This is a genomic window from Streptomyces sp. cg35 (genome assembly GCF_050410835.1).
In the GTDB taxonomy this organism is placed as follows: Bacteria; Actinomycetota; Actinomycetes; order Streptomycetales; family Streptomycetaceae; genus Streptomyces.
This window is the reverse complement of the sequence record NZ_CP191268.1, coordinates 8,793,082-8,812,878: the sequence shown is the minus strand read 5'-3', so window position 1 is coordinate 8,812,878 and position 19,797 is coordinate 8,793,082. Positions and strand designations below refer to the sequence as shown.

The following is a 19,797-nucleotide window of genomic DNA, read 5'->3' as shown; positions in this document are numbered from 1 at the left end:
CTTGCCGCATCAGCCCCATCGTGACGCGTACTGCCGAGACGGGCTGGCCACTCTGCGGAAAGCGGCGATACCTCGATCTCTCCGTCCCCTTCAGAACCACTTCAACTGCCCTCGCCGATGGTCACGGAGTACCACGACACCTGCCCCGCTCCGGAATCCCGTACATCGACCGCCCACCACTCGCCGAATTGTGCGATGACACGTCACAACTGCCGGCGCATTGTCGATTCTGACTGCGCGAAACATTCACTGCCTTGTCAGTGCGACAGCCTGCTCCAACTGGCCGGCAGCCGGTACAAATTCACTCATGATCTCTTCCCGCGTGCCCACCGCTCTCGTTTCCGTCGCCTGCCTGGCGACGCTGACCGTCATACCCGGATCCGTCGCCGCAGCTGCCGACAACGCGGACAGCTCGACCGCTGAGGCGGCGAACACGTTGAAGGTGCTGACGTTCAACACCTGGAACGGCGGCTCACATGTCAGCAACGGCATCGACAAGATCGCCTCCGCGATCACCTCGTCCGGCGCCGACGTGGTCGCTCTGCAGGAGAGCAATGGCGATGTCGCCCAGAAGGTCGCGGATGCTCTGGGTTGGTACACCACCGCGACCGGCACCCACGTGGACATCGTCTCGCGCTACCCGCTCGAGAAGACCGACTGGTCCGACAGCGGCAACGGTGTGGTCGCGGCCAAGATCAAGGGATTCTGGATCTACTCCGTCCACCTGAACTACACCAAGTACGGCCCCTACAACGCCTGCTGGGACAACGACTCCTACGACACCATCTACGCCGATGAGTCGCTGCGCGGGCAGCAGGCCAAGGAAGTCGTCACCTGGGCGGGATCGTCCCCCGCCATCGTCGCGGGAGACTTCAACTCGCCGTCCCATCTGGACTGGACCGACAAGACGAAGACCGTGCACTGCAATTCCGTGGTGCAGTGGCCGGCCACGAAGGCGTTCGGGGACGGCGGCTACGGGGACTCCTACCGCGAGGTCCACCCCGACGAGGCCTCGACTCCCGGGACCACGTGGTCCCCCGTGGTCAAGGAGACCGGCGGCAAGCCAGAGCCGCAGGACCGTATCGACTTCATCCAGTACAAGGGATCCACGCTCGACGCGACCGCCTCCACGGTCATCGGCGGTGGTGCGAACTGGCCCAGCGACCACCTCGCCGTTCTCACCACCTTCAGCTACTGACCTGTGTCGGGCCGGCAGCGCAGGCAGGTGCGCTGCCGGGTCCACGATGTCGGCGCCCAGGAGCCCTGCTCGTACGACGGCCATGCCCCAGGACCAGCATTACGACACTGCAGGCGGCACACCCTGAGCTCCGCACCCTGACCGCAGCGTCCATCCCGCCGGGGTCTTCGTCGACCTGCCCAGATACCAGACAGGCCCCGGATCGGGGACCGCCAGCTGCTCGAATCCCAGGCGGTCGTAGAACGCCCGTGCCGGTGTGTTCGCCTGCACCATGCACAGATGAACGGCGTCCACTCCCCTGCCATGCAACGCGTCCAGGAGGGTCCACATCAAGGTGCGGCCGTATCCCTTGCCCTGCCATCGCGGAAGCAGGTCGATGTGCAAGTGGGCCGGAAACGCGGCGAGTTCCTCCAGAACCATGCGCTCCGGATTGTGCAGGAGCCCGATCATCTCCTCGGTGGGCGTCCGAGCCGGCCCGGCGGGAGCGGGGTACCGGCCGGCGACGCGTGGCAGCCACTCGGTGCGGTACCGGTCGGCGAAATCCGCCGTGTCCGCTACACCCAGGACGTATCCGACGGCATGCCCTTCCCCATCGTCCAGTACGAAGGCCAACTCCGGCTCCAACTGCGCGTACGGGAAGGCGAAGATCGACGGCATCAGGTCCGGATCGGGATAGACCGACGTCGAGTCCTGGCCCTGATGAGCCGTCTTCACGCAGATCTCGGCGAGCCGGTCGTGGTCGGACACGTCGTAGCGTCGTACGAAAGGGCGAGTCGTCATGTCTCCCACAATTTCAGGGTGGGAGCGCTCCCGCATCAGGTTTGGCGAGCCGGACAACGACCAGAACCGGCTGCGTCAAAGCGCCAACCGCGTGATGCGGGGCAGGACTTGCCGAATGCCCGGCGCGTGGCAGATCTACAGGTCGGTGCAGATCCCACGTGCCCGATCCAGTTCCTTCTTCACCGTCGCGTCGAACTCGAAGACGCGGGCGTGGCGATCCTGAGACCGCCTTACGGCCTCGGCGAGCGGCTTGTACTTCGCATCACCCGCGGCGGCCGACGCGGAGAACGCGCCCGCGGCCGCATAGCGGTTGACCGCGATCTCGCCGGCCGAGCCCTTCTGCGTGTACTTCGCCTCGTCGAATCCGTCGAGTGCCTGGCAGGCGGCGCGCGCGTCCCCTGCGGGAGTGCTTTCAGCTGAGGAGCTGTTGTCGCCGCTCAGCGCCCATGCAGCCCCTACTCCCCCAGCGCCGAGAGCGAGCCCGATGACGAGTGCGACTGCCATGATCACCGTGCGGCTGCGGGGCTGCGCGGACGCCGTCGGGGCGGGAACCTGGGCCGGGGAGGTGTGGGGCTGCTGTGGCTGCATCCGGCCAAAGGTAGTGCGGCCCGCTCACGGGCTCGTCACCGGGTCGCCTGACCCCGTGCGTCGACTCAGGCATGCAGGGTCGGCCGGTAGACGAGCTCTTGGATGTGGCCGTCGAGCGTCCGATGCTCGATCAGCTCGAGGTCGAAGTCCGCCGCGCCCCCGAAGATGGGGTCCAGCCCGGTCCGACCGGTGATCACAGGGAAGAGCGTGACCTGGACACGGTCGACCAGACCCGCCGCCATCAACGCCCGGTTCATCGACAGGCTGCCGTGCGAGCGCAGCGGTACGTCGGACTTCTCCTTGAGCCGAGCGACGACGTCGACGGCATCGCCGCTCACCACCTCCGCGTCGGGCCAGTCGAGGGGACCTTCCAGCGTGGTCGACACCACCGTGGCGGGCAGGTTCCGCATCCGCGTGACCCACGGGTCACGGACATCGGACTCCTCGGTGCTGGAGGCCAGCATCTGCGCGAACGCCCGATACGTGTTGGCACCGAAGACCATCCGCTGCTCACCGTCGTACAGGGCGAGGCGGTGGTCGAGGAGCTCGGGGCCTTGCTTGCCCCAGTAACCGGTCCAGTCGCCGCCGGCGGCGCCGAAGCCGTCGAGGCTGGAGAAGACGTCGAACGTATAGGTAGCAGCCATGGTGCTCTCCTCAAGCGCGGTCGATCGCGTGTCAGAGATACAGACTGCCGACCAAGACGAAACTCATCGCAGCCCACACCCGACCCGGGTGTCAGCGCCGCGCGAGGCGCCGGGCCTCCCCCGCCCCATAGTCCAAGCTGTAGTGATCGAAAATCGCTCGCTCCTGCTCGACCAGGAGCTCACCGTCCGTGTCGATGGACGGCGCGTCCTTCACGAGCTGCTTGGGCCACGCCACCTTCACGTACGCGGGCGCCACGACTGCCTTCTCCAACGGGACGAAGGTGATGCGCTTACGGGTCGGCAGCCCGGTCGTGACGGCGGCGAAGGCCGGCTGGTCGGTCGCGGTGTCCACATAGACCGACTCCAGCGAACCGATCTTGCGCCCCTCCACATCGACGACATCCTTGTCCCGCCAGTCACGGATGTTTTCAGCTTCAAACATGCGGCCCTCCTCGACGAATCCACCGGAACTTGGGCGCAGTTCCGGATGCGTAACACCTGATGCCCCGTACGGGCCGCGTCGATGCGAGGACTCTCGCCGCGACGTCCCTGGAGACGGGCGTTCGCCCGGCCCCGCACACGCACACGTGACACCGCACGCGGGCAAAAGGGTTGGGCCCCGGCCGTCCCAGGCCGGGGCCCAACCCTCAGGCACCTACGCCACCGCCCGTGGCGTCGTGCCGCTCTCCGGCGCACTCAGGTGCGCATCACCACCGGTACCAGCGACCCTTGCGGCCGCCACTTGCAGCGGGCCGGATCACGAAGCCGAGCAGCCACACCACCAGCACGACGACCGCGATCCACCACAGCGCCTTCAGGGCGAAACCCGCACCGAAAAGAATCAGAGCCAGAAGAAGAACCACAAGCAGGGGAACCATTGTTATTACCTCCTGGCGACCGTGTGCTCTTATTGCGCACACACAAACACACAAACAGTGCGTTTCTTTCACGAGTTGCAGGGCACGCGCCGCACGCTGGAGTGCCCCCTTCCGCACCGTCCATGCACGCGAAGCCGCAGGACAACCGCCCGATCCGATGGCGGTGATGATGTTTGCCGGGCAGCCCAACGGCCACCCGCACTCGGAGCACATGACGTCGATGCCAAGGAGTGTGAGCGGACATGACCGCCAACAAGAAGGCCAAGGCGAAGACGGAGCAGGCCACCGGCGCCGCCAAGGAGGCCGCCGGCCGCACCGTCGGCAACGAGCGGCTCACCGCGGAAGGTCGCGGGCAGCGGATGAAGGGCGACGCCCGCCAGGCCAAGGAGAAGATCAAGGACATCGGCAAGCGCTGATCACACGGCCAACCGGTGCCGAGGGGCTGCCGCACTCGTTCGTCGAGTGCGGCAGCCCTTTCCTTGTCCGGGTGCGGCGAACCACGTGTGAGTGGTCCGCCGCGCCCGGAGGAACAGAACGATCGGGTACGCGCCTCCTGTGCCACGTACCCGGTCGTTCATGGCGGGTCAGGCGTTCTGCTTGCTCTGCTTGATGACCTTGCTCGTCATGTCCACCGTGTCGGCAGCCGCGGGGGCGTCGACGTCGACGTCCGTCCCGAAGTCGCTGAAGTCCATGACGACCTTCGCCTTGGTCGCGGACCCCTTCGGCGTTCCGCCGCTGCTCTTGCCCTGCGTCGTCAGCTCGATCTGCTGGCGGCGGGTCAGCCCCTTGTCGTCGATCCACAGATCCATCGGCAGGGTGTCACCGAGCTGCTCACGGAGCTTCTTGCTCTGGTCGGCACTGCCCTTGGCCAGCTTGTCGATGTCCACGACGACCCGGTAGTGCGTCGTGCGTACGCCGCCGACCTGCTCGGATCCGACCTTCTTCACGTCCTTCTCGGACAGGGACTTCGAGTAGGCGAAGGAGTCGGAGGGATCACTGACCTGGGCGCCCCCTGAAACGCCCGAGTCGCGCAGCCGCTCCAGATCGATCTTCATCCAGGACTTGCCGTCCGGGAGTTCACCCGTGCCCTTCGTCGGCCTCTGATACAGAGCCTGGTCCACCACCCGCTGCTCGATCCGCTGTCCCGCCCGGCCCAGCTCGATGCGGCTCGCTCCGTCCTCGAAGTCCATCACTCCGGCGCCCCTGACCGTCTCGCTCCGGCCTCCGGAGCTGGCCGTGGAGGTGAGCTTCACCCGTGCCGAACCCGCCTGCGAGGTCTTCTCGTTCGTCGCCTGGACCACCTGTGTCGGGGACTGCTCCCGGCTCTCGGCCGTCGGCCCGGCACTGTCCTTGCCTTCGCCGTCACTGGAGCCGCAGCCCGCCAGCACACCTGTCGCCAACAGACCGGCCGCCCCTAAAGTCACCATGCGCGGCATCCGGGAAGTCGCCCTCATCATCAAAACCGCCCTTAGCTCCATGTACTGACCTTGTGTCCGGAAGTGACCAAGTGCCCTACGACTCGTCCGCCATGCGCTGTGTCGATCTTTCTACGTCGTCTGAGGTAGACACGGGGAGCGGCCGAGACCCTCGGCTATCGGCAGGGCGCAGGAAGATCACTACGCTGTATGAGTGCTTTCCTACGACGAGTTGACTTCGCCTGAGCGTGCACTGTGGGGCGCATTTCCCGAGGGACGGCGGGTGGACCGCGTACGGGTACGCCGGAGGAGGACCGGGTCGCCGGCGGAGGCCGGTGGGGAGCCGAGCGGACGGTGCGCGCGGCGGTGATCACGGCACTGCTGCTGGGCGCGAACCCCGGGCAGGCGGGTGCGGTGGCGCGGCTGAGCCTCACCGGGGCCCGGATCTCCGGTCGGCTCGACCTGGCCGGCACACAGTTCGACCACGCCCTCTGGCTGGAGGCATGTTGGTTCGAGGAGGCGGTGAATCTCCTCGGTTCGTCGACCCGGGCGCTCGTCTTCACGGACAGCCGGATACCTGGCATCGAGGCCGATTCGGCCCGCATTGAGGGCAACTTCCCGGATGCCGCGCATGGTGACTTTAGGGGCGGCTGGGCCCTGTCGGCCGGTGGTCTGGCCATGGAAGGGGGCGTCTTCTGCCGTAACGGGTTCGTCGCGCACGGCGAAGTCCGGCTCATGGGGGCGCAGTTACCGGGCACGCTCGCCATGCAGGGCGCCCGGTTGCAAGGACCCGGTCCAGGCGGAGTGGCTCTCGCCCTCGACAACGCCCGGGCTTCGTCGCTCAAGTTCTCCGAGGGATTCACCGCGCACGGAACGGTACGACTGCGCGGCGCCCAGGTCACGGACAACGTGACCTTCGGCGGAGCAGTCCTGAACGGCCCGCCCGCCGGCAGCGGGAACGTTCCGGCCCTGATCGCCACACACCTGCAAGCCGTCGACCTCGATCTCGCCCTCGCCCGGCCCCCGTCCGGAACCGTCGATCTGCGGGGCGCCCAGGTGTCGTACCTCCATGAGAACCAGCACAGTTGGCCGAAGACAGTGGAGCTGGCTTCGTCTACGGTTCCATCAAGACGGTGGGCGCGAACGACGAGCGTCACGAGGCCGTGGGCGACCGGGAGTCCGTGGCCCGGCGCGTGGCATGGATACGCAGCGGCCCGGGCTACAACCCGCAACCGTACGAGCAGTTGGCGGCCTGGTACCGCAAGGCCGGTCACGACGACGATGCCCGCCGTGTCCTCCTCGCCAAGCAGCGTCACCGGCGCCGCACCCTGTCCCCGGCCGCCCGCGCATGGGGGCATCTCCTCGACGGGACCGTCGGCTACGGCTACCGCCCCTGGCTGGCCGGCGTCTGGCTCCTCGCGCTGACACTGCTGGGCACGTCGGCCTTCGGCCTCGACTCACCCACCCCGGCCGAACAAGGTGAAGGCGCCCCGTTCCAGCCCCTCGTCTACACACTCGATCTCTTGATCCCCATCGGCGGCCTGGGTCAGCGCACGGCCTGGTACTGGCCGAACGACGGCCTCCAGTGGCTGGCCTACCTGTTGATCGCCTTCGGCTGGCTGCTGACGACGGCCGTCATCGCGGGTGTCACCCGGGCCCTGCAGAAGAACTAGCGAAGAAGAAGTACTGCGCCGGGCCTGTTCTCTCGACGGCGCCCGAAGCTGTCGGCTTGCGTGGTCCGTACGTCGATCCGGGCGGGACTACGACACGGGCGTCGTCGGATCGGGCGGGCAGAAGCAGGCCGTGACGTCCTTGCCCCTCGGGCACTGATGGGCCTGCCAGGTGTCCGCGAGTGCGTCGATCAGCAGCAGGCCGCGCCCGCCCACGGCATCCTCGTCCGGCTCACGGGCCTTCGGCGGGTCCGTACTGGAGTCGTGCACCGTCACGTGCAGACACTCGCCGTCCAAGGTGAGCACCAGTTGGGCGGTGCTGCGGGCATGTACGTGCGCGTTGGTGACCAGCTCCGAGACGGTCAACAACACGGCATCGACGGTCTCCGGAGCGCTGCGCGACCAGCCCAGATCTTCCAGATGCTCACGGGTCCAGTCCCGGGCTGCCTTCACCCCGCTGCTGACCGGCAAGGAACGCGCCCACCCCACAGCTCTGAGTGAGGAATCCTGCATGACAAGCCGCCTTTCTTCGCAAGCTGCCTTGTGTCTTCTTTCTCTTCCCTGCGTTCTTGTGCCCGCGATGAAGGAGCCCACGTGCCCAGGAGACGCTTGTCTCACCCTGCGGCATTAGCCGATAGTCGAAGCCGAAGGACCGGCTACAGCTGACCGTGAGCGGTCCGTGCCGTCTCCAGCAGCTGGTGCCAAGAGGTGACGGTGGGACGGCGGCGCAACAACGAGCGCCGTTCCCGCTCCGTCATGCCGCCCCAGATGCCGTGCGTGATCCGTTCGTCCAGGGCGTGCGCCAGGCACTCGGTCCGTACCGGGCACGGAGTGCAGATGTGCTTTCCGGCCGACTGGGCGGCTCCCTTGCCGAAGAGCTCATCAGGGTCGACCGATCGGCAGGCTGCCCGGCCCGACCACGGCGTAGAGGTGTCCGTCATGCGCTCCCCATCCACAACGGCCGAGCGAGAAGGTGGTACCCGTTCCGGGCAAGTGCGGCCGCACCGACCACGAGCGACATCCCATGGCTCGGCACTGCCCTCGACACCCTTTTCTCGTCACCGGCGCTGTCAGCTTCGTCCGACAACCGGCCGAGTACCCGGCATATGCACGGATAGGCAAGTCCGTCTCCACATCACCACCGCGCCTCGGCTACGTGACGTCCGCACGCTCGCCCGCCGCCTGAAGGCGGGCACCCCGCACACTCGCCTTCATCGCCGCCTCCCCACGGCCTCGGCGCGCTCGCCGGCCTTTCCAGCGGCCGAAGACTGCCGGACGCTTCGCGGTACGCGCACGGCAGCCCCATCAACGCACTGGACAGCCCAAGCAAAGCGCCCTGCGGCCCGGTGCGGGCCGCAGGGCGCGGAGAGTCACCAGCGTGCGGTCTCTACTCGTCCGTCATCAGACCGTCGCGCAGCCTGGTCACCACACGAGTGATCAGCCGGGAAACGTGCATCTGCGAGCAGCCCAGCTCCTCGCCGATCTCCGACTGGGTCCGCTCCTCGACGAAGCGCAGGTGAATAAGGCGCCGGTCACGCTCGTCAAGGTCGGCGATCAGCGGGGCCAGGGAGTTGAAGTTCTCCACAAGCTCGAAGCGGCCCTCGTCCATGCCGATGAACTCGGCCAGGACCGTGTCGGACTCGTCGTCCTTGCCGGTCACGGCCGCGTCCAGGGAGACACTGCTGTAGCCGTTGGACGCCTTCTGCGCTTCGGCGACCTCCGCCGGATCCAACTGCATCAGCTCGGCGAGCTCGGCAGTGGAAGGCATACGTCCCAGACGGGTGCGCAACTCCTCGGTGGCCTTGGACAGTTCGATGCGCGCCTCCTGCAGACGGCGCGGCACGTGCACGGCCCAAGAGGTGTCGCGGAAGAAGCGCTTGATCTCGCCGGTGATGTACGGGACGGCGAAAGAGGTGAACTCGACCTCGCGGCTCAGTTCGAACCGGTCGATCGCCTTGATCAGGCCGATCGTGCCGACCTGGACGATGTCCTCCATCTCCTGGGGTCCACGGTGCCGGAACCGGGACGCCGCGTAGTGCACCAGGGAGAGGTTCATCTCGATCAGCGCATTGCGCACGTACTGGTACTCGTGCGTGCCTTCCTCGAGCTGCGTGAGGCGAGCGAAGAAGTGCCGGCCGACCTGACGGGCGTCCTTGGGCGCAACTGAGGCCGGGTTCTCATAGGCGCGCTCGACCAGCCCGTGCGCAACCGGCTCGTCAGTGTGCTGGTCCAGTTCCTGCGACACGACGGTGGCCATGCTGTACCCCTTCGATCTCTGCTCGTATGCAAGCCTTCGCGGCAGTCAGGTACCCCACGCCAAGGCATACATACGCACAAGCTGTTGAGCCGTCAATTCCGCGAACCTCGTCCGCGGAGCTGTCGTCATCGTGCGATCAAGCAACCGACCGTCTCACGTCTCGATGCTCCGGGTCCAACTCGTCGCCCTCACTCCGGCTGCGGCTCTGGCCACGATTCCGTGCCCGTCAAGGGCAGCCGGCCCGCCGCTGTCGCAGGTGGGGCACGCTGCGAAATTCGCTGTCTGATTGTCAAATTGCGGTGATAGGGATCCCCGGTGACCACGACACCTGAGTTCGCCGCTCTGCTGCGGCTGATCGACGAACGGTCGACTGCTTCCACGCCACCGAGGGCCACTCTTGGCGCCTCTCGGTGTCCGCCGACGGCGCCCGGGTCACCCGCCTCCGCACCCCCGCCGCTGTTCACGAAGAGGCACCGGACGTGGCCGTCGCCTCCGCCCGGGGTACGGCCGCTGAGCTGGTCCTCACCCTGTACGGCCGCATTTCGGTGGACTCCCTGAAGCTCGACGGCGACCGGGATCTCTTCGGCCTGCTTCAGGCGTGGGAGCCCCAGCAGGAAAGGGCAATCAGCCCGTTGTTTTCCTCGGCTCCGAGGGGGAGACCGGTGTCGTGGCGCGCGACTTGAGCGATTTCCTGTGGCTGCTGGCTGCCGGGTTCGGCGGCCCTGGGAAGCAGCAACCTCGTACGCGACGGCTCGTTCTGAATCCGCGTCACGGGGACGCCGCGCTCACCCGGGCGCAGGACGCGAGGCGATCGGCGAGCGCGGTGACGAGTTCGCGCAGTTCATCGGGGCGCTCGATGACGAACGGCCGGTCGAGTGAGGCGAGTACCGGAGGCAGCCAGTCGAGTCGCTCCACTCGCATCTCGACACGCAGCCAGCGCTCGGTCGCCTGGTCGCCGCCCGGCGCGGGCGCGCTCTCGTCCAGGCTCGCGACGCCGGCGGGAAGGCGGGCGCGGATCTGTTCAACTGTGCCGTGGATCCGCAAGGTCACCTCGTGCCGGTACTCGGCCGTGGCGAATCCTGACAGCACGCGCTGGGCCGGATCGATGCCCGCGGGCGCTTCGAATGAGCCGGGCAGGGTCCGCACGTCGGCGATGCGGTCGAGGCGGAAGGTCCGGTCTTCGCCGAGCAGCGCGTCCTTGCCTGTGACGTACCACCGGCCCGCATGGGCGACGACCCCGTACGCGTGCAGCGTGCGTTCGCTGCGGCGGCCGTCACGGTCGGTGTAGCGGATCGAGACCGGTCGGCGATGGCGCACCGCGTCGGCGACGGTGAGCAGGGCCTCGGCGTCCGGGGTGTCGACGTCACCGGGCTGGTCCGTGAAGGCGAGAGCCTGCAGGAGTGTGTCGAGGCGACGGGCGATGCGCTTGGGCAGCACGCGCCGGATCTTCGCCGACGCCGTCTCGCTCGCTGTGCGTTCCGTCGTCGTCAGCCCTGTCCGGCGGCCGGCGATCAGGCCGAGCAGCACGGCCAGCGCCTCGTCGTCGCTGAGCATGAGCGGAGGCAGGCGGTACCCGGGAGCGAGACGGTACCCGCCGTAGCGGCCGCGCACCGATTCCACGGGCACGTCCAGGTCGATCAGCTGGTTCACGTACCGCCGCACGGTGCGCCCTTCGACGCCGAGGCGGTCGGCGAGTTCGGCCACCGTCCGGGTGCCGCCCGACTGCAGGAGCTCCAGGAGTGTCAGCACGCGGCCGGTGGGTCGAGGCATGTTCGCAGCGTACTGCGGATACAGGACCGATTCTGTCCCCTATTTCTCCTAGCCTGCGACGTGCACGCCTTCAGCACAGTCAAGGAGATTCCGATGGACTTCGTCTCGATCCGCATCATCACGCTCGACGTGGCACGCCTCGTCGAGTTCTACGAGCGCGCCACAGGGGTGCGGGCGGCGTGGGCCACCGAGGACTTCGCCGAGCTCAAGACCGCGGGCGCCACGCTCGCGATCGCCGGCACCCGCACCGTCCCGCTGTTCGCCCCCGGCTCCGCCCGTCCGGCGGACAACCACAGCGTGATCACCGAGTTCCTCGTCGACGACGTGGACCGCGTTCACGAGAACCTGGCCGCCTTCGTCACCGACTTCGTCACGGAGCCCACCACGATGCCCTGGGGCAACCGGTCGCTGCTGTTGCGTGACCCCGACGGCAACCTGGTCAACTTCTTCACCCCCGTCACCCAGGCTGCCATCGAGAAGTTCGCACGCTGACGCCACGCACGACGCTCACTCGGGCTGTTCGGTGGCGGCGCATCCGTTGCCCTGATCGGCGGAGCGGGTCCCGTTGGCAGCCTGGGGTGTCAGGCTTCGGGGATGACGCGGCCGTAGTCCGCGAGGGTGACGGCCTCCGGCTCGGGGCCGCCGCGCCGGCCGGTCTCCAGAGCGTCGAGGGCCTTCATTTCGTCGGCTGTGAGGACGAAGTCGAAGACGTCGATGTTCTCGGCGATCCGATGGCGCTTGGTCGACTTGGGGATCACGGAGCGGCCCTGCTGGAGGCCCCAGCGGAGCAGCACCTGGGCCGGGCTCTTTCCATGGTTCTCGGCGATCGCGGTGACGACGGAGTCCTGGAGGACGCTTCGGCGGTTCTCGCCGTAGCCCGGGTAGAAGGTGATCCCACCGATCGGCGACCACGCCTGGTTGAGGATGCCGTGCTGGTCGTCGAAGTCGAGGACGGTGCGCTGCTGGAAGTAGGGGTGGATCTCCAGCTGGTTGACGGCGGGGACGACGGTGGTGGCGTCGAGCAGCGCGGTCAGGTGGTCGACCATGAAGTTGCTGACGCCGATGGCACGGACTTTGCCGTCGGCCAGGAGCTTTTCCAGGGCCCTGTATGCCGCGAGGGTCTTGTCGGACTCCGAGGGCAGCGCCTGGTGAAGGATGAGCAGATCGATCTGGTCGACGCCGAGCTTCGAGGCGCTCTTGTCGAAGCCGTGCAGGGTCTCGTCGTAGCCGTAGTCGCTGATCCAGATCTTCGTCTCGATGAAGATCTCCTGCCGGGGTACCCCTGAGTCGCGCAGGGCTTGGCCGACCTCGCGCTCGTTGCCGTAGGCGGCCGCGGTGTCGATGTGCCGGTAGCCGAGGTCGAGCGCGGCCGTGACGGCGGCCCGGGTCTCGTCGGGCGGGGTCTGGAAGACACCGAGTCCGAGGGCGGGCATCTGGACGCCGTTGTTGAGGGTGAGGGTCTGCATCAGAAGGTCCTTTCGTGACGAGTGCCCCGTGCGGGCAGGATGAGGGCCAGGACGGCTACGGCCGCGAAGGCGAGCAGGACGGCGGAGCCGGTCAGGGCCACGCCCGAGCGGGCCGCGACATCGGCGGCCCCGTGGCCGGTGGAGACGGCGGCGGCGCCGGCGGTCAAGATGCTCAGACTCAGCGCGCTGCCGATCTGGTGCACAGCGTTGACCAGGCCCGATCCGGCTCCCGCGTCCGCGGGGGCGACGCCCTCCATGCCGCTGGAGGTCAAGGGCGCCAGTGCGAGCCCCTGGCCGGCACCGATCAGCACCATCGGCGGCGCCACTCCGGTCAGGTAGGTCGTGTGCAGGCCGAGGCGGCTCGGCCACAGCATGCCCACCGCGGTCAGGGTGACCCCGGTAAGCAGCACTGTCGGTCTGCTCACTCGCTCCAGCAACCGCGGCACCTGAACGGCGAAGGCGAAATTGACCAGCGTCATCGGCAGGAAAGCGAGCCCGGCCTGCAGGGGTGTCCAGTGATAGACGCTCTGCACGAATTGGGCGGTGAAAAAGAAGAATCCCATCATCGCGCCCGTGTAGAGCATCCGGGTGAGATAGGCGCCGCTGCGCTCCCGGCTGGCGAACAGGCGCAGCGGCACGATCGGCTGTGCGGCCCGCCGCTCGACCCGGACGAACATTCCCAGCATCGCGGCGCCGCCCGCCAGGGGTATCACCGTGGCCGGAGCGCTCCAGCCGCCGTCGGCCGCGTCGACGATGCCCAGAACCAGAGCGGTCGAGCCCAGCGTCGCCAGCAGCGCCCCCGCCACGTCGAAGCGACCCTTGTGAGGGGTTGTCTCGGGCAGGAACCGCACCGCCAGCACCATCATCACCGCCGCTCCGACGCCCTGGAGCGCGCGTGCTCCGATCAGCCACCACTGGCTCTGCGCGGCGCCGACCAGGAGCGAGGCGAGGGCGAAGGCGGTCAGGGAGAACAGGAAGACCCTGCGGTGCCCGAACACGTCACCGGCCCGGGCTCCGAGGAGCAGCAGCCCTCCGAAGACCAGGACATAGGCATTGGTGATCCATGACAGGCCCGTCTCGGAGAACCCCATGGCGGTCCGGATCTGCGGCAGCCCGGTGAACACGATCGAGTTGTCCAGGATGACCATGAAGTAGCTGACGCAGATGATCGCGGGGATCAGAGTCGCGTGGACCGGGGGTCCTGGCGGCTTCGCCTTCCCTTGCGGAGTGGTCGTGGACATCTGATCACCAGGCGCATCGACGACTGCCGGAGCGGTCGGACGGACGGCACGCAGAGCCCCGGGATCGCCGGGCCTGCGTGGGGGTGCTGCGCGCACGGTGCTCCTTCAGGTCGGTTTCCGGTCCGGGCCCGGTCGCATGACGTCGGGTCCTTGGCCGTCTCCACGAAACCGCGCGTCGTCGCGTCGGTGGGAGTCACTGCTCTTCCAGGTAATGGCAGTACCTCGCAGGCACTCGCCGGCAGATCTACGGTGAAAAGACCGGCACAGGATGCACGTCGATCAAAAGGAGCCGCCGCATGCCCGCCCGCGCCGCCGAGAATTCCGGGCCCTGAAGATGGCCGACAGCAACAGGAAGCCCCTGGCCGCCGAAGTACGCGAGTTCCTGAGCACCCGCCGCGCCCGGATCACTCCGCAGCAGGCAGGGCTGCCCACCTACGGAGGGAACCGGCGCGTCGCCGGGCTGCGCCGCGAGGAGGTCGCGCTGCTCGCGGGCATGAGCGTGGACTACTACGTGCGGCTCGAGCGCGGGAACCTCACTGGCGCGTCGGACTCGGTGCTCGAGTCCCTCGCGCACGCGCTGCAACTCGACGAGGCGGAGCGCACCCACCTGTACGACCTGGCCCGGGCGGCGACACCGTCGGGCAGGCGCCGCATGGTGACCGCGTCCAGGGTGCGGCCCACGATCCTGCGCCTGCTCGACTCGATGACCGGCGTTCCGGCCTATGTGCGCAACGCGCGCTTCGACATCCTGGCCTCCAACGCGCTGGGCCGGGCCCTGTACGCCCCGGTCTTCGACTCGCCGCTGTTCGCCCGGCGCGGCCCGGTCAACAGCGCCCGCTTCATGTTCCTGGACCCGGCGAGCCAGGAGTTCTGGTGCGACTGGGACAAGGGAGCCGACGACGCGGTCGCCTTCCTGCGCACCGAGACGGGCCGGGCACCCCACGACAAGGCGCTCACCGATCTGATCGGGGAGCTGACGACGAAGAGCGACGACTTCGCCCGCCGATGGGCCCGTCACGACGTCAAGTTCCACCGCTCCGGCGTGAAGAACCTGCACCACCCGCTGGTCGGCGATCTCGCGCTGCCCTATGAAGCCATGGATCTGCCGGGCGACCCGGGCCTGCGGCTGAACTTCTACACGCCCGAGCCGGACTCCCGCGAGCAGGAGGCTTTGGGCCTCCTCGCCAGCTGGGTCCACCCCGACAAGGTCGCTCCTTTCCGGAACGACTGATCCCATCCGAGGAGAACCATCTGATGCAGTACCGACCGCTCGGCCGCACCGGCGTCCAGGTCAGTCCGCTGTGCCTGGGCGCGATGATGTTCGGCCCCTGGGGCAACGACGATGAAGCCGACTCGATCCGCATCATCCACCGCGCCCTCGACGCCGGCATCAACTTCGTCGACACCGCCGACGTGTACTCCGCCGGCGTATCGGAGGAGATCGTCGGCAAGGCCCTGAAAGACCGCCGCGACAACGTGTTCCTGGCGACCAAGTTCTTCATGCCCATGGACCCGGACGACCCCAACCAGCGCGGGGGCTCGCGGCGCTGGATCATCCGTGAGGTCGAGAACTCCCTGCAGCGGCTCGGGACCGATCACATCGACCTGTACCAGGTCCACCGCCCGAGCCCCGACACGGACGTCGCGGAGACCCTGGGCGCGCTGTCCGATCTCGTGCACCAGGGCAAGATCCGCTACATCGGGTCCTCCTCCTACTCGGGCTCCCAGATCGTCGAGGCCCAGTGGACTGCGCGGGAGCGCCGCCTGGAGCGGTTCGTGACCGAGCAGCCGCCGTACTCGATCCTGGTCCGCGGTATCGAGGAGGACGTGCTCCCCACCGTGCGCCGCCACGGCATGGGCACGCTCACCTACAGTCCGCTCTCCGGCGGCTGGCTCTCCGGCCGCTACCGCAAGGACGCCACCACGGGCCCCGCCTCGGCAGCCCGTCCGCAGGCCCGCTTCGACATGAACTCCCCTGCCAATCAGCGCAAGCTCGACGCCGTCGAACAGCTCGCCGTCCTGGCCGAGAAGGCGGGCCTCACTCTGATCGAGCTCGCCGTCGCCTTCACCGTCAACCACCCCGGCGTCACCTCGGCGATCATCGGCCCGCGCACCATGGAACAGCTGGAGGCGTTCCTGCCCGCCGCCGACGTCACGCTCCCGGCGGACGTACTCGACGCCATCGACGACATCGTGGCTCCCGGCGTCACGGTCAACCCGGTCGACAACAGCTACGGCGACTTCGAACTGCGCGCCGACCAGCGGCGTCGCTGACGCCGCCCCCGCGGGGCGGAGCCGCAAGGCGCCGCCCCGCCTGGTGCGTTGCCGGCGTCGACGCAGCAGGGTGTCGGAAGGGGGTGCCCGTCTTCGGAGCCGGCGGCTCGGGCGCCGTGTGCGCCGAGGTGGCCGATATCCTGGCGGGATGGCGGACAGAACCGGCGGCGAGCCGCAGATCGACGGGCGCTCCACCCGGTGGGACGAGCACAAGGCGCAGCGTCAGGTCGAGTTGGTGGACGCGGCGGTCGCGCTCATCGAGGAGGAGGGCGCGCGCTTTCGGGTGCAGCGACTGGCGGAGCGTGTGGGGTTGCCGCGGTCGGTGCTGTACCGGCATTTCAAGGACCGTGCCACGTTGGACGAGTTGATCCGCCGGCGGGTGGTGGAGTCGTTCATGCGGCGGATGGAGCCGACGCTCACCTTCGACGGGACGATCGAGGAGTCCGTGCAGCGCGTGGTGGGGGCGCATCTGGACTGGGTGGCCCAGCATCCGCGCCTGTACGCCTACATGGGTGTCGGCGAGCACGCGATGGGTGACGGGTCGTTGGTGGCGGACACCAAGACGGCCATCGCGCTGATGCTGAGCGAGCGGTTCAGTGACGTACTCAAGGCGCTCGGGGTGCGGGAGGCGCCGATCCGTTCGGTCGCGGTGGGGATCGTCGGGTTCGTGGACACCTCGGTCAACCAGTGGGTGCGCGACGCCCAGCGTGAGGTGTCCGAGGAGGAGTTGCGGGCCATGCTGTGCCGTTCGGTCTGGGCGGTGCTGGACGCGACGTTGCGGGACCTGGGGGTGGAGCTGTCGCCGCGGCAGCGGGTGGCGGATCTGGAGCGGGCTTGAGCGTGCTCCCGGGCTCCGAGGGCCAGCCCCGGGGCTGCTCCCCCACCACGTGACCACGCGCCTCGGCAGTAGCGGTCGACTGCCGAGGCTTAGGGTGTAGATGTCAGCCGCGTGCCGCCGGGACGGCCTGCGCGGCTCGGTGCAGGGACTCGGTGTCGGTGAGCTTGACGCGAGGGCGGCCCTGGGCCTCTCCTGCCGCGCGTTCCGTGCGGTCGATCGCACGCCAGGCGTCCAGGCCCAGCGCGTCCACCGCCGTGCTGACGCCGCTGACCGGCTGGGTGAGACGGCCGGCGCTGAAGTCACTCAGTAGGGACTCGACCGTCTCGTGGGCGCAGGTCTTGTTCGTGCCGATGAATCCGGTCGGTCCGCGCTTGATCCAGCCCGCGACGTACACGCCGGGCTCGACCCGGCCGGCCTCGTGGGGGACGGTCGCGGTGTCTTCGTCGAAGGGCAGGCCGGGTACGGGCCGGGCGCGGTAGCCGACGGAGCGGAGGACGAGGCCGGTCTCCAGGCTCTGCGTGTCGCCGGTGGGCCGGGCGCGGACGGTGCCGTCTTCGTCCGTGTGCAGTGTGGTGGGGGTGATCTCCAGGGCTCGTACGGCGGCCTCTCCGATGATCCGCACCGGGCTGGTCAGGAAGCGCAGCACGATACGGCGGCGGCCCTCGACCGGTGTACGGGCGGCCAGTTGTGACAGAAGCCGGGTCTTCTCCGTTGCGTCGGGGTCGAGGTCGTCGGGCCAGCCCTCGACGCTCACGTCCACGTCCTCGAGGGCGGAGAGCGCGAGGAGTTCGGGCACGGTGAACGCGGCCTGGGCGGGTCCGCGCCGCCCCAGGAGGACGACTTCGCGGACCTTGCTGCTGCGCAGTGCGGCCAGCGCGCGGTCGGAGATGTCGGTGCGGGCCAGGGTGTCGGGGTCGGCGGTGAGGATGCGGGCGACGTCGAGGGCGACGTTGCCGTTGCCGATGACGACGGCGCGCTCGGTGTCCAGGGTGTAGTGGTCGTGGGCGCGGTCGGGGTGGCCGTTGTACCAGGCGACGAAGTCCGTTGCGGAGGCGCTGCCTTGCAGGTCCTCGCCGTCGATGTCGAGGCGCTTGTCGGTCGCGGCGCCGACGGCGTAGATCACCGCGTGGTGCTCCCGCAGGAGGTCGGTGTGGGTGAGGTGGGCGCCGATCTCGACGCCGAGGCGGTAGGTGAATCCGGGCTGGGACTCGATGGTCCGGAAGAGTTCGGTGACCTGCTTGGTGTCCTGGTGGTCCGGTGCGACGCCGGCCCGCGCGAGGCCGTACGGGGTCGGGAGCCGGTCGAAGACGGTGACGCGGACGCCCGGATGGCGCAGCAGTTCGTCGGCGGCGAAGAGACCGGCGGGGCCGGCGCCGATGACCGCGACGGACAACTCGCCCGCAGGGAGGCCGCGTTGCTTGGGCACGACATACATGGGTGTGCGGTCGGCGTGCGGATTCTGCTTGTAGTAGGCGGCGTTCAGCTCCAGGAACGGCACCTCCCCCTGGCTGAGAGCCGTATGGGGCTTGAGCGCGTCGACCGGGCAGGCCGTCGTGCAGGCGCCGCAGTCCACGCAGGTGCGCGGATCGACGTAGAGCATCTCGGCGGTTCCGAAGCCGGGCTCCCCCGGCGCCGGGTGGATGCAGTTGACCGGGCAGGCCAGCACGCAGGAGGCGTCGGCGCAGCAGGATCGGGTGACGACGTACGGCACGGCGGGCTGGTCTCCGTTCGGGGAAAGGCAGTGCGGAGCTGGCGGGCTCTCAGTCGGTGTGCAGCGCGGGTTCGCCGCGGAAGCGCGCCGGGCGGCCGTCGATGCGCAGGGCCTTCCACAGCGGGCGGGACACCTTGTTCATCAGGCCGATGTCCTGGGCGAGCATCCGCACGTCGGAGAAGAGCTCGTGGAGCATCTTCTGGCCTGCCTCCGACTTCCAGAAGACGTCCTTGATCACCCAGGCCGGGATGCCGACCTGCGCGGCGGACTTCCGGTCGGGGATCATGATGACGTCGCACAGGATCCGCATGATCAACGGGAAGAGGACGGACAGGGCGCCGCGGCGGGCCTTGCCGAAGCGCGGGACGCGCAGGCGCAGGAACTCGTGGGCGAAGGAGATGTGGCGGGCTTCCTCGGCGATGTGGATCTGCATGATCCGCTGCGGGAGGGGGTGCACCGGCTCCCCGCTGCGCAGGGCCCCCTTCTGCAGGTGGTCGATGGGCTCCTCGCCGGCCAGGATGCCGGTGAAGAACGCCTCGGGGTAGAGGGAGCCGGCCAGCGGCAGGACGCGGCTGAGCTGGCGGAACCAGCGCTTGCCGCCGGCGGTGTCCACGCCGGTGCGGTTGACGAGCTCCTGGAACATCTGGGTGTGGTGGGTCTCTTCGGTGATCTCGTGGGTGAGATACCTGAACTCCAGGTTCTGGTTGCCCAGTTGGTAGATGTAGTCCAGCGCTCCGCGCATGAGGAGGTTCTCGAACTGCATCCCCACCTTGGCGATGACCGCCCAGCGCCAGATCCCGATACGGATCTGGGCCTCGAGCGGCTGTTCCTGGTACCAGGGGTGGGCGCCGAGGGCGTCGGCGCTGGTGAGTACCCAGCGCGGGTCGTCGACGTCCACGGCGAACTCGGGGTCGTCCCACTTGATGTCGATGAAGGCGTTGAAGTTGACGTTGACGGAGCCCTCGGACAGGGTCCGCAGGCGCTCGTCGTAGAGCTTCCTGGTCAGGTTCGCAGTCATCTTCGTCCTCGGTTGTCTGCTCGGCCGCCAGGGGGGAGGCGGGTGCGCG

General features: G+C 68.4%; 20 protein-coding genes and 3 pseudogenes. 9 read left to right on the top strand and 14 right to left on the bottom strand.

From position 1 onward, the window contains the following. Positions 1-307: 307 nt before the first annotated feature. Complete coding sequence (locus tag ACQUQD_RS40535; RefSeq protein ID WP_428957243.1) at positions 308-1,198, top strand: endonuclease/exonuclease/phosphatase family protein; 891 nt, start codon at positions 308-310, stop codon at positions 1,196-1,198. Between the two features lie 99 nt (positions 1,199-1,297). On the opposite strand, the gene ACQUQD_RS40530 is transcribed toward ACQUQD_RS40535, so the two are convergent. From ACQUQD_RS40530 to ACQUQD_RS40510, 5 genes are all read right to left on the bottom strand, one after another. Continuing rightward, positions 1,298-1,978 (bottom strand): GNAT family N-acetyltransferase, encoded by a 681-nt coding sequence (locus ACQUQD_RS40530; protein ID WP_428957242.1) that lies wholly within the window; start codon positions 1,976-1,978, stop codon positions 1,298-1,300. A gap of 135 nt (positions 1,979-2,113) precedes the next feature. Beyond that, a complete protein-coding gene (locus ACQUQD_RS40525) occupies positions 2,114-2,566 on the bottom strand; it encodes a hypothetical protein (protein ID WP_428957241.1) in 453 nt (150 codons plus the stop codon). 65 nt (positions 2,567-2,631) lie between these two features. After that, positions 2,632-3,210 carry a dihydrofolate reductase family protein gene (locus tag ACQUQD_RS40520; RefSeq protein WP_428957240.1) on the bottom strand — a complete coding sequence of 193 codons (579 nt, stop codon included), beginning with the start codon at positions 3,208-3,210 and terminating at the stop codon, positions 2,632-2,634. Positions 3,211-3,301: 91 nt separating this feature from the next. Then, on the bottom strand, positions 3,302-3,652 hold the full coding sequence (locus ACQUQD_RS40515; protein ID WP_428957239.1) for a PRC-barrel domain-containing protein: 351 nt from the start codon (positions 3,650-3,652) through the stop codon (positions 3,302-3,304). Between the two features lie 265 nt (positions 3,653-3,917). Further along, entirely contained in the window at positions 3,918-4,088 is a 171-nt protein-coding gene (locus ACQUQD_RS40510) for a hydrophobic protein (RefSeq protein ID WP_428949812.1), read from the bottom strand. 242 nt (positions 4,089-4,330) lie between these two features. On the opposite strand from ACQUQD_RS40510, the gene ACQUQD_RS40505 reads away from it, so the two are divergent. Then, on the top strand, positions 4,331-4,504 hold the full coding sequence (locus tag ACQUQD_RS40505) for a CsbD family protein (RefSeq protein WP_428957238.1): 174 nt from the start codon (positions 4,331-4,333) through the stop codon (positions 4,502-4,504). Between the two features lie 168 nt (positions 4,505-4,672). Here the strand turns inward: ACQUQD_RS40505 and ACQUQD_RS40500 are convergent, their stop codons facing one another. Next, the gene (locus tag ACQUQD_RS40500) at positions 4,673-5,545 is read right to left on the bottom strand and encodes a hypothetical protein (RefSeq protein ID WP_428957237.1); all 873 of its coding nucleotides are present in this window, start codon (positions 5,543-5,545) and stop codon (positions 4,673-4,675) included. Positions 5,546-5,717: 172 nt separating this feature from the next. On the opposite strand from ACQUQD_RS40500, the pseudogene ACQUQD_RS40495 reads away from it, so the two are divergent. Then, a pseudogene (locus tag ACQUQD_RS40495) lies at positions 5,718-7,176 on the top strand (oxidoreductase). Between the two features lie 87 nt (positions 7,177-7,263). Here the strand turns inward: ACQUQD_RS40495 and ACQUQD_RS40490 are convergent. From ACQUQD_RS40490 to ACQUQD_RS40480, 3 genes are all read right to left on the bottom strand, one after another. Continuing rightward, positions 7,264-7,686, bottom strand: coding sequence for an ATP-binding protein (locus tag ACQUQD_RS40490; protein ID WP_428957236.1), 423 nt, complete (start codon positions 7,684-7,686; stop codon positions 7,264-7,266). A gap of 143 nt (positions 7,687-7,829) precedes the next feature. Beyond that, positions 7,830-8,114, bottom strand: a complete 285-nt coding sequence (locus ACQUQD_RS40485; protein WP_428957235.1) for a WhiB family transcriptional regulator — start codon at positions 8,112-8,114, stop codon at positions 7,830-7,832. Between the two features lie 446 nt (positions 8,115-8,560). Beyond that, on the bottom strand, positions 8,561-9,430 hold the full coding sequence (locus ACQUQD_RS40480; RefSeq protein WP_428957234.1) for an RNA polymerase sigma factor SigF: 870 nt from the start codon (positions 9,428-9,430) through the stop codon (positions 8,561-8,563). Between the two features lie 410 nt (positions 9,431-9,840). On the opposite strand from ACQUQD_RS40480, the pseudogene ACQUQD_RS40475 reads away from it, so the two are divergent. Continuing rightward, positions 9,841-9,954, top strand: a pseudogene (locus ACQUQD_RS40475) (hypothetical protein); the annotation flags it as partial. Positions 9,955-10,055: 101 nt separating this feature from the next. Next, positions 10,056-10,149, top strand: a pseudogene (locus ACQUQD_RS40470) (SMI1/KNR4 family protein); the annotation flags it as partial. Between the two features lie 49 nt (positions 10,150-10,198). Here ACQUQD_RS40470 and ACQUQD_RS40465 read toward each other — a convergent pair. Further along, positions 10,199-11,200 (bottom strand): helix-turn-helix transcriptional regulator, encoded by a 1,002-nt coding sequence (locus ACQUQD_RS40465; RefSeq protein WP_428957233.1) that lies wholly within the window; start codon positions 11,198-11,200, stop codon positions 10,199-10,201. A gap of 93 nt (positions 11,201-11,293) precedes the next feature. Between ACQUQD_RS40465 and ACQUQD_RS40460 the strand changes: the two genes are divergently transcribed. Beyond that, positions 11,294-11,692, top strand: coding sequence for a VOC family protein (locus tag ACQUQD_RS40460; RefSeq protein WP_428957232.1), 399 nt, complete (start codon positions 11,294-11,296; stop codon positions 11,690-11,692). An 89-nt stretch (positions 11,693-11,781) separates the two neighbouring features. Here the strand turns inward: ACQUQD_RS40460 and ACQUQD_RS40455 are convergent, their stop codons facing one another. Both ACQUQD_RS40455 and ACQUQD_RS40450 read right to left on the bottom strand, forming a co-directional pair. Then, complete coding sequence (locus ACQUQD_RS40455) at positions 11,782-12,666, bottom strand: aldo/keto reductase (protein ID WP_428957231.1); 885 nt, start codon at positions 12,664-12,666, stop codon at positions 11,782-11,784. Next, positions 12,666-13,907, bottom strand: coding sequence for an MFS transporter (locus ACQUQD_RS40450; RefSeq protein ID WP_428957230.1), 1,242 nt, complete (start codon positions 13,905-13,907; stop codon positions 12,666-12,668). Before ACQUQD_RS40450 ends, ACQUQD_RS40455 begins: the two co-directional genes overlap by 1 nt. Positions 13,908-14,241: 334 nt before the next feature. Between ACQUQD_RS40450 and ACQUQD_RS40445 the strand changes: the two genes are divergently transcribed. The 3 genes from ACQUQD_RS40445 (at position 14,242) to ACQUQD_RS40435 (ending at position 17,019) form a co-directional block, all read left to right on the top strand. Further along, positions 14,242-15,138 (top strand): helix-turn-helix transcriptional regulator, encoded by an 897-nt coding sequence (locus ACQUQD_RS40445; protein WP_428957229.1) that lies wholly within the window; start codon positions 14,242-14,244, stop codon positions 15,136-15,138. Positions 15,139-15,161: 23 nt separating this feature from the next. Next, positions 15,162-16,181, top strand: coding sequence for an aldo/keto reductase (locus tag ACQUQD_RS40440; protein ID WP_428957228.1), 1,020 nt, complete (start codon positions 15,162-15,164; stop codon positions 16,179-16,181). A 148-nt stretch (positions 16,182-16,329) separates the two neighbouring features. Next, a complete protein-coding gene (locus tag ACQUQD_RS40435; protein WP_428957227.1) occupies positions 16,330-17,019 on the top strand; it encodes a TetR/AcrR family transcriptional regulator in 690 nt (229 codons plus the stop codon). 103 nt (positions 17,020-17,122) lie between these two features. Here ACQUQD_RS40435 and ACQUQD_RS40430 read toward each other — a convergent pair whose 3' ends face one another. Then, entirely contained in the window at positions 17,123-18,730 is a 1,608-nt protein-coding gene (locus ACQUQD_RS40430; protein WP_428957226.1) for an FAD-dependent oxidoreductase, read from the bottom strand. A 49-nt stretch (positions 18,731-18,779) separates the two neighbouring features. Beyond that, on the bottom strand, positions 18,780-19,748 hold the full coding sequence (locus tag ACQUQD_RS40425) for an AurF N-oxygenase family protein (RefSeq protein ID WP_428957225.1): 969 nt from the start codon (positions 19,746-19,748) through the stop codon (positions 18,780-18,782). Positions 19,749-19,797: the final 49 nt, after the last annotated feature.

Bases quoted from the DNA above. Each gene is read 5' to 3' on its own strand.
- ACQUQD_RS40535 (WP_428957243.1), top strand. From the start codon at position 308: ATGATCTCTTCCCGCGTGCCCACCGCTCTCGTTTCCGTCGCCTGCCTG.
- ACQUQD_RS40530 (WP_428957242.1), bottom strand. From the start codon at position 1,978: ATGACGACTCGCCCTTTCGTACGACGCTACGACGTGTCCGACCACGAC.
- ACQUQD_RS40525 (WP_428957241.1), bottom strand. From the start codon at position 2,566: ATGCAGCCACAGCAGCCCCACACCTCCCCGGCCCAGGTTCCCGCCCCG.
- ACQUQD_RS40520 (WP_428957240.1), bottom strand. From the start codon at position 3,210: ATGGCTGCTACCTATACGTTCGACGTCTTCTCCAGCCTCGACGGCTTC.
- ACQUQD_RS40515 (WP_428957239.1), bottom strand. From the start codon at position 3,652: ATGTTTGAAGCTGAAAACATCCGTGACTGGCGGGACAAGGATGTCGTC.
- ACQUQD_RS40510 (WP_428949812.1), bottom strand. From the start codon at position 4,088: ATGGTTCCCCTGCTTGTGGTTCTTCTTCTGGCTCTGATTCTTTTCGGT.
- ACQUQD_RS40505 (WP_428957238.1), top strand. From the start codon at position 4,331: ATGACCGCCAACAAGAAGGCCAAGGCGAAGACGGAGCAGGCCACCGGC.
- ACQUQD_RS40500 (WP_428957237.1), bottom strand. From the start codon at position 5,545: ATGATGAGGGCGACTTCCCGGATGCCGCGCATGGTGACTTTAGGGGCG.
- ACQUQD_RS40490 (WP_428957236.1), bottom strand. From the start codon at position 7,686: ATGCAGGATTCCTCACTCAGAGCTGTGGGGTGGGCGCGTTCCTTGCCG.
- ACQUQD_RS40485 (WP_428957235.1), bottom strand. From the start codon at position 8,114: ATGACGGACACCTCTACGCCGTGGTCGGGCCGGGCAGCCTGCCGATCG.
- ACQUQD_RS40480 (WP_428957234.1), bottom strand. From the start codon at position 9,430: ATGGCCACCGTCGTGTCGCAGGAACTGGACCAGCACACTGACGAGCCG.
- ACQUQD_RS40465 (WP_428957233.1), bottom strand. From the start codon at position 11,200: ATGCCTCGACCCACCGGCCGCGTGCTGACACTCCTGGAGCTCCTGCAG.
- ACQUQD_RS40460 (WP_428957232.1), top strand. From the start codon at position 11,294: ATGGACTTCGTCTCGATCCGCATCATCACGCTCGACGTGGCACGCCTC.
- ACQUQD_RS40455 (WP_428957231.1), bottom strand. From the start codon at position 12,666: ATGCAGACCCTCACCCTCAACAACGGCGTCCAGATGCCCGCCCTCGGA.
- ACQUQD_RS40450 (WP_428957230.1), bottom strand. From the start codon at position 13,907: ATGTCCACGACCACTCCGCAAGGGAAGGCGAAGCCGCCAGGACCCCCG.
- ACQUQD_RS40445 (WP_428957229.1), top strand. From the start codon at position 14,242: ATGGCCGACAGCAACAGGAAGCCCCTGGCCGCCGAAGTACGCGAGTTC.
- ACQUQD_RS40440 (WP_428957228.1), top strand. From the start codon at position 15,162: ATGCAGTACCGACCGCTCGGCCGCACCGGCGTCCAGGTCAGTCCGCTG.
- ACQUQD_RS40435 (WP_428957227.1), top strand. From the start codon at position 16,330: ATGGCGGACAGAACCGGCGGCGAGCCGCAGATCGACGGGCGCTCCACC.
- ACQUQD_RS40425 (WP_428957225.1), bottom strand. From the start codon at position 19,748: ATGACTGCGAACCTGACCAGGAAGCTCTACGACGAGCGCCTGCGGACC.